This is a genomic window from uncultured Campylobacter sp. (assembly GCF_938040115.1).
In the GTDB taxonomy this organism is placed as follows: Bacteria; Campylobacterota; Campylobacteria; order Campylobacterales; family Campylobacteraceae; genus Campylobacter_A.
The window spans coordinates 1-6,420 of sequence record NZ_CALHXD010000002.1 but is presented as its reverse complement, the minus strand read 5'-3'; the positions used below and the strand labels follow the sequence as shown (position 1 = coordinate 6,420).

Sequence of the window (6,420 nt, the reverse complement as noted above, 5' to 3'; positions counted from 1 at the left end):
GGTGTTGCGCGTCTTGCTGACGGCTAAAGTCAGGCTTGAAGTTATTTTTCACGCGCGGTTTAACGTTCGCTTGAGGAACGTGGCAAGTGGTGCAGTTATAGCGATCTTGACTTAGTTCGCCGCCTTTATCTTTATTAAATCTTATACTGTAAAGGTGCGATTTAGGGATCGGCGTAGCGCCTACGTCTTTCGCGACCTCAGGCATATGGCACGTAACGCACATATTATTATCCGCAGTTATCGGTATCAAACCCTCTAAATCATGAGGTATCATCGGCGGTGCGTTTTCAAAAGAACGCTCGTATCTTTGCGCTTCGCCCGCGGCAGGTTTCGTCCAGTTTATATCGACCAACTTTACCTCTTCTTCATCCATAACGTCGTTAGCCGAACGCAAGATATCTAGATCCTTCGCATCTTTGCCGTCAGATAATTTTGATTTATTTTTTTGCTCTACTTTTTGAGTTTGTACCGAGCTAGAGGATTTTTGTTCTTCTTTAGCTTCGGCATATCCCGAAAATACGAGGACGGCGCACGCCAATCCCGCCAAAATTCTCGCCTTCATTGATTTTTCTCCTTTAGTAAATTTCTAATGTTAAATTTGAGCGCGTCGTCATCGCAGACGTCGATACAGCGTCCGCAGCTGATGCACTCGCTCGATGTTATAAACCCGCTTTGCTTGCCGATAATGCCGAGCACTTGGTTTTCCGGGCAGATTAGCTTGCATTTCATACAGTTAGTACAGCTAGCCGCGTCGTGCTTTACTCTGATAATAGCAAACTTGCCGGCTATCGCGTAAAAAGCGCCCAGCGGACAAAGCTTTGAGCAGACTAGTCTATCGCCGATAAACGCGTCTATCGCAAACACTCCAAACGCCACAAACAGCCACAACGTGCCGCCGTAGATGACGCCGCGCTGAATAATGCCGATAAAGCTAATGCCCTCAAACGCCGGAGCCGAAGTGACTAGCGAGATAAAAAGCGTAAATCCCAAAACGTAATATCTCGCGCTTCGCGTGAAATTTACGAATTTTTTATCTTTGTCGTAGCCAAGCTTTACTCTGACCCAGCGAGCGGTTTCGGTGATGATATTTACCGGGCAAACCCAGCTACAAAAAGCGCGCGGAGCGACAATCGCGTAAAAAGCAAACACGATAGCGGCTCCCACAAGCGCGCCCGAAGCGATACTAAAACTAGCTAGATATAGCTGCAAAACGGCAAACGGATCGCTAAGAGGAACGACTCCGAAAAGCAAAGACGAACTGAGATTGCCTTGTAAAATTTTAATTCCGTAGTAGTTGCTCGCAAAAAACAACCCTAGGATCAAAATTTGACTTATCCTTCTTAAAATCAAGTATTTCATAGCAAATCTCCGCTATTTAGATAGTCGTTTAGCTTTTTCTCGTCGGTTTTAAACTCTTTTGGCTCAGCGTCTTTTAGCTTTTTATCCGCGCCCTCGACCCAGCCTTTTACGTACTGTTCGTTGCTAGAGCCCAGTCCGATCTCGCGCGGAAGCACGAAGATAGAGGCTTTTGGCGTCACGCAAACTTGCTCGCACATGCCGCAGCCCGTGCAGTAGTCGGCGTCCACGACCGGTTTAAAAAACGCGTGCTTTTGCGTGCGTTCGTTGCGGACGTACTCAAGCCTTAGCGCTTTATCTATCAAAGGACAGGCGCGGTAACAAGCGTCGCAGCGAAGTCCCTCGTAAGCGATGCAGAAATTTGGATCCAGCACCGCGATACCCATCTGCGCTTTGTTTATATTTAGCTTTCCATTATCCTCGCTCACTAGCTTCGTATCTAGCGCTCCGGTCGGACAGGCGACCGTGCACGGGATATCCGTACACATATAGCAAGGGATATTTCGCGGGGTAAAAAACGGAGTGCCGTAAGGCAATCCGTCGTCTAGATCCGCGAGCTTAAGCGTATCCCAAGGACAGGCTTCTACGCAAAGCCCGCAGCGTATGCACTCGCTAAGGAAATTTTTCTCCTTCAAAGCACCTGGCGGCCTGATGAGTAGAGTTTGGGCTTTAGCCGTCGTTTGCGTACTCCAGGCAAAGCCGCCCGCGAGAACCAAACTAATCGCTTTTAACCCAAATTTTAAAGCCTCTCTTCTATTTTGCATAATTACGCCTTGTAAATTTTAACCGCACATTTTTTATAGTCGGTCTCTTTTGAGATCGGGCAAGTCGCATCTAGGCAGACTTTGTTGATAAACACGTTTTCATCAAAAAACGGCACGTAAACTAGACCCATCGGCGGTTTATTTCGTCCGCGCAGATCGATTCTTGCTTTTACCTTACCGCGGCGAGATTCGACCCAAACGACGTCGTTATGCTGTAAATTTAGCTTTTGCGCATCGCCCTCGTGCATGTAGCAAAGAGCCTCTGGAACCGCACGGTAAAGCTCAGGAACACGCATAGTCATAGTGCCGGTGTGCCAGTGCTCCAAGACGCGACCCGTGCATAGCCATAGCGGATAGGTATCATCAGGCATCTCGCAAGGATCCATATAAGGACGGAAGAAAATTTTGGCCTTATTAGCGATAGAAAATTTCTCGTCTCCGCTAGTTACTTTGGTCAAATCGCCTTTTTGCAACTTGGCTTTTTTATTTCCGTAGAATGCAAACTGCTTGCCCTCCTCGGCAAATTTTTTGGCATACGGATCATATTTGGCGTTAAATCTCCACTGAGTTTCTTTGCCGTCTACTACAGGCCATCTTAGACCGCGCACTTTGTGATAGGTATCAAAGTCGGCTAGATCGTGTCCGTGACCGGAGCCAAATTTGCGGTAATCTTCCCAAAGGTATTTTTGGATGAAAAATCCGTAGCCCTCAAATACCTTGCCGTCTGAACCGACTACTTTTCTGCTATCGCCGAAAACTTCAGAGTTATCGAAATCTTCCATTATCGCGTCTTTTGCAGGATAGCTCTTAGCCTCTTCGTTTGCGAAAAGCACGTAAAATAGCGTATCTTCTTCGCTATAACCCATGGCTTTTGCCTCGTCTAGCACGCTTGGAAGCGTTAGCTTATCATCCACTTTTTGTTCGCCCCAAACCTCTTTTAGCTTAAAGCGCTTAGCAAATTCTAGCATTTGCCACGTGTCGCTCATCGCTTCGCCTACCGGAAGGACTTGCTGACGCCAGTGCTGCGTTCGGCGCTCAGCGTTACCGTATGCGCCCCATTTTTCGTAAATCATCGCAGTAGGCAAGATTAGATCGGCAACCTTAGCCGAGATGCCCGGATACGGGTCTGAGACGATGATAAAGTTATCCATCTCGCGTGCGGCTTTTATCCAGTGGTTTGCGTTTGCGGTGTTTTGCCACGGGTTATTTACCTGCACCCACGCCCATTTCATCTTTCCGTCTTCCATATCGCGCATCATTTTTACGTAGTGGGAGGCGACTTTCGGATTTAGCGTGTTTTTAGGAAGTTTCCAAATTTTCTCGCTTATTTCGCGGTGTTCGGCGTTATCTACGACCATATCCGCAGGCAAGCGATGAACGAAAGTACCGACCTCGCGTGCCGTTCCGCATGCGCTTGGTTGTCCGGTTAGCGAGAAAGCGCCCTCGCCCGGTTTTGCTTGTTTACCAAGTAGCATATGCACCATATAGGCTTGTTCGTTTACCCAAGTGCCGCGTTGGTGCTGGTTAAAGCCCATTGTCCAAAAGCTAACTACTTTTCTACCTTTTTCGATGTACCAGTCGGCTAGTTGCTTTAGTTTTTTCTTAAATTCTTCCAAATCCTCGTTCGGATCGCCTTTTATTAGCGGAGCGGAGAAATCAAGCGTATAAGGTTTAAGAGCTTCTTTAAATTCCTCAAACGTGATTTGCCAGTGTTTGCCCGCGGTAGCCGTATTTTTATTTTCCATCACGTCGCCCTCTTTATAGCCTAGATAGCCCAGAGTCACGCCTTCGTTTTTGCTTAAAGTCTTTTTAAGTTCGGTCTCGATGACGTCTTTTTCGGTATTGTAGTTAGGATGATTTGGATTATTTCTAAGCCCATAGCCGATATCGGCAGGGCCCGTCGCAAATACGCAGTGGCTATTTACGTAGTCCCAATCAATGGCTTCAGGATGATTATAAACGATCTCGTGAGCGATGTAGTTCCAGATAGCAACGTCGCTTGAAGGAGCGAAAATAATCTCGGAATCGGCGATATTTGACGTTCTAGTCGAATACGTGCTTAAATTTACGACCTTTACGCGCTCGGGATTGCTTAGCTTTTTATCGCTTACGCGCGCCCAAAGTATCGGGTGCATCTCGGCCATATTAGCGCCCCAAGCCACGATAGTATCGGTTAGCTCTATGTCGTCGTAGCAGCCCGCAGGCTCGTCGATACCGAAAGTCTGCATAAATCCGACGACCGCGGACGCCATACAGTGGCGAGCATTCGGGTCAATAGAGTTGCTTCTAATACCCGCTTTCCATAGTTTGACGGCTGCATAACCCTCTAAAATAGTGTATTGACCCGAGCCAAAAACGCAGGCTGAATGCACGCCGTTTTTCTTCATGGTCTCTTTATATTTTTCCGCCATGATGTCAAAGGCTTTTTCCCAGCTAATAGGCTTAAATTTGCCCTTTTTGTCAAATTCACCCTTTTCGTTCACGCGCAAAAGCGGCTGAGTGATGCGGTCTGCGCCGTACATGATCTTGGCGTTAAAGTAGCCTTTGATGCAGTTTAGGCCGCGGTTTACGGGTGCTTCAGGGTCGCCCTTGACGGCTACGATTTTGCCCTCTTTGGTTGCGATCATTACGCCGCAGCCAGTTCCGCAGAACCTACATGCAGCCTTATCCCAGCGCCAGCCCTTTTCAGCTGCGTTTTGCGCAGCTGCCATAGAGCTAGGCAGCGCTATACCGGCACTCGCGCAAGCAGCCGAAGCGGCGGCGCTTTTTATAAAATCTCGTCGATCCATTTTATCTCCTCGTTTATTTTTTAAGATAGTTCTTAAAAATCAGGCGGATATTAACCGTTACAACCTAAATTTAAGTTGATTAAAAACAATTAGTTCTTTAGCAATATTTGGCATTCAAATTAAGACCAAAATTATCTTTATTTTGCCTATTTTAGGGGTAAAGCTTAAAATTACGAATAAATATATTTTTTTATATTTAATAAATTTGATATTCTTTTTGATAACAAAACCCATAATATTTCAGAAACTATTTATAAAATACAAATTTAACGTGTAAAATCGTAACATTTTTTCATTGTAAATATAAAGCTATATATCAAGTATAAAAATAGTGGTCTATTTTTAAATTTAACCTTTTAAAAGCGCTAATTTTAGGCTAAATTATCATAGGTATAAAATTGATTAAAACTCAAGACCGTATAGCTCATAAATTGTAAATTTGATCAAATTTGAGCTATATATTTAAGTTTTATTTTTAATTTTTAAAATACAAATATAAATTAAATTTTACCTTTTATATTTTGTAGCTTTTGGTAATACCCGTATCTTTAAAGTGCAAATTTAAAAATGCGCTGTATAATTTGCTCAAATTTAGCCAAGGGATAAAAATGCCGCGACCTACGAATAAAATAGACTTACTAAGTGCTTCAGAGACAAATTTTAAAAAGCTTTTATCTCTAGTTGAAAGCATGAATGAGGCAGAGCAAGAGGCCAAATTTGACTTCGAGGATAGGGACAAATGCGTCCGAGACGTGCTCGCGCACCTTTACGAGTGGCATTTGCTTTTGATAAATTTTATCCAAAAGAACCTAAGCGGTGAGCGGACTGCGTTTTTACCCGAGCCGTATAACTGGAAAACATACCCGCAGATGAACATGCAAATTTGGCGCAACCACCAAGATACGCCGCTTTACGAGGCTAAAACTCTACTAGCGCAAACACACGAAAAAACTATGCGGCTTGCGACAAATTTTAGCGACGAGGAGCTTTTTGCGCGCGGATATTTTAACTTCACGGGCAACCTAAACCTCGCCGCCTACATTACCGGCAGCACCTCATCACACTACGACTGGGCGATAAAAAAGATAAGAAAACACAAAAGAAGTCTAAAAACTAGCTTGTGATCTGCCGCTTTACTAGTCAAATTTAAGCAGGCAAATTCGCCAAATTCGGTCGCCCATCGCTTTAAATGCGTCTTAACATTAAGCTAAATTTAGCTAGATTTAGACTTTTAAATTTCAGGAGAATGAATGAAAATAAAATCTTCTCTCATAGCTACCGTTTTGGCGCTAACAGGATGCGGCGATAACAACATCGATATCGTCAAAAACTACACGCTACCGATAAAAAAATCAATGACAATAGGCGCCGCCGTTGACGGCTACAAGGGCTGCCAAAAGGTAAAATGGGAAGACGTTAGCGGAAACGATTTAAAGCTGGTCAAGGTAACTTGCGAGGTTAGTAGTGACGTGCTCAAGGCAGAATTTAACAAACAAAACGCTCGCTACGAA

At 44.7% G+C, this 6,420-nt stretch carries 5 protein-coding genes and 1 pseudogene; 2 read left to right on the top strand and 4 right to left on the bottom strand.

What is annotated here, in order from left to right:
* The 4 genes from Q0314_RS00055 to napA form a co-directional block, all read right to left on the bottom strand.
* Positions 1 to 562: nitrate reductase cytochrome c-type subunit (locus tag Q0314_RS00055; RefSeq protein ID WP_298055070.1), on the bottom strand; the 562-nt coding region annotated here is incomplete at its 3' end.
* Positions 559 to 1,359 (bottom strand): quinol dehydrogenase ferredoxin subunit NapH, encoded by an 801-nt coding sequence (napH, locus tag Q0314_RS00050; RefSeq protein WP_298055068.1) that lies wholly within the window; start codon positions 1,357 to 1,359, stop codon positions 559 to 561. The genes napH and Q0314_RS00055, both read right to left, overlap by 4 nt.
* Positions 1,356 to 2,120 carry a ferredoxin-type protein NapG gene (napG, locus tag Q0314_RS00045; RefSeq protein WP_009492925.1) on the bottom strand — a complete coding sequence of 255 codons (765 nt, stop codon included), beginning with the start codon at positions 2,118 to 2,120 and terminating at the stop codon, positions 1,356 to 1,358. Before napG ends, napH begins: the two co-directional genes overlap by 4 nt.
* 2 nt (positions 2,121 to 2,122) lie before the next feature.
* Positions 2,123 to 4,909, bottom strand: a complete 2,787-nt coding sequence (gene napA / locus Q0314_RS00040; RefSeq protein WP_298055066.1) for a nitrate reductase catalytic subunit NapA — start codon at positions 4,907 to 4,909, stop codon at positions 2,123 to 2,125.
* Between the two features lie 608 nt (positions 4,910 to 5,517).
* On the opposite strand from napA, the gene Q0314_RS00035 reads away from it, so the two are divergent.
* Positions 5,518 to 6,033 carry a ClbS/DfsB family four-helix bundle protein gene (locus Q0314_RS00035; RefSeq protein WP_298055064.1) on the top strand — a complete coding sequence of 172 codons (516 nt, stop codon included), beginning with the start codon at positions 5,518 to 5,520 and terminating at the stop codon, positions 6,031 to 6,033.
* Between the two features lie 126 nt (positions 6,034 to 6,159).
* Positions 6,160 to 6,420: pseudogene (locus Q0314_RS00030) on the top strand (hypothetical protein); the annotation flags it as partial.

Bases quoted from the DNA above. Each gene is read 5' to 3' on its own strand.
- napH (WP_298055068.1), bottom strand. From the start codon at position 1,359: ATGAAATACTTGATTTTAAGAAGGATAAGTCAAATTTTGATCCTAGGG.
- napG (WP_009492925.1), bottom strand. From the start codon at position 2,120: ATGCAAAATAGAAGAGAGGCTTTAAAATTTGGGTTAAAAGCGATTAGT.
- napA (WP_298055066.1), bottom strand. From the start codon at position 4,909: ATGGATCGACGAGATTTTATAAAAAGCGCCGCCGCTTCGGCTGCTTGC.
- Q0314_RS00035 (WP_298055064.1), top strand. From the start codon at position 5,518: ATGCCGCGACCTACGAATAAAATAGACTTACTAAGTGCTTCAGAGACA.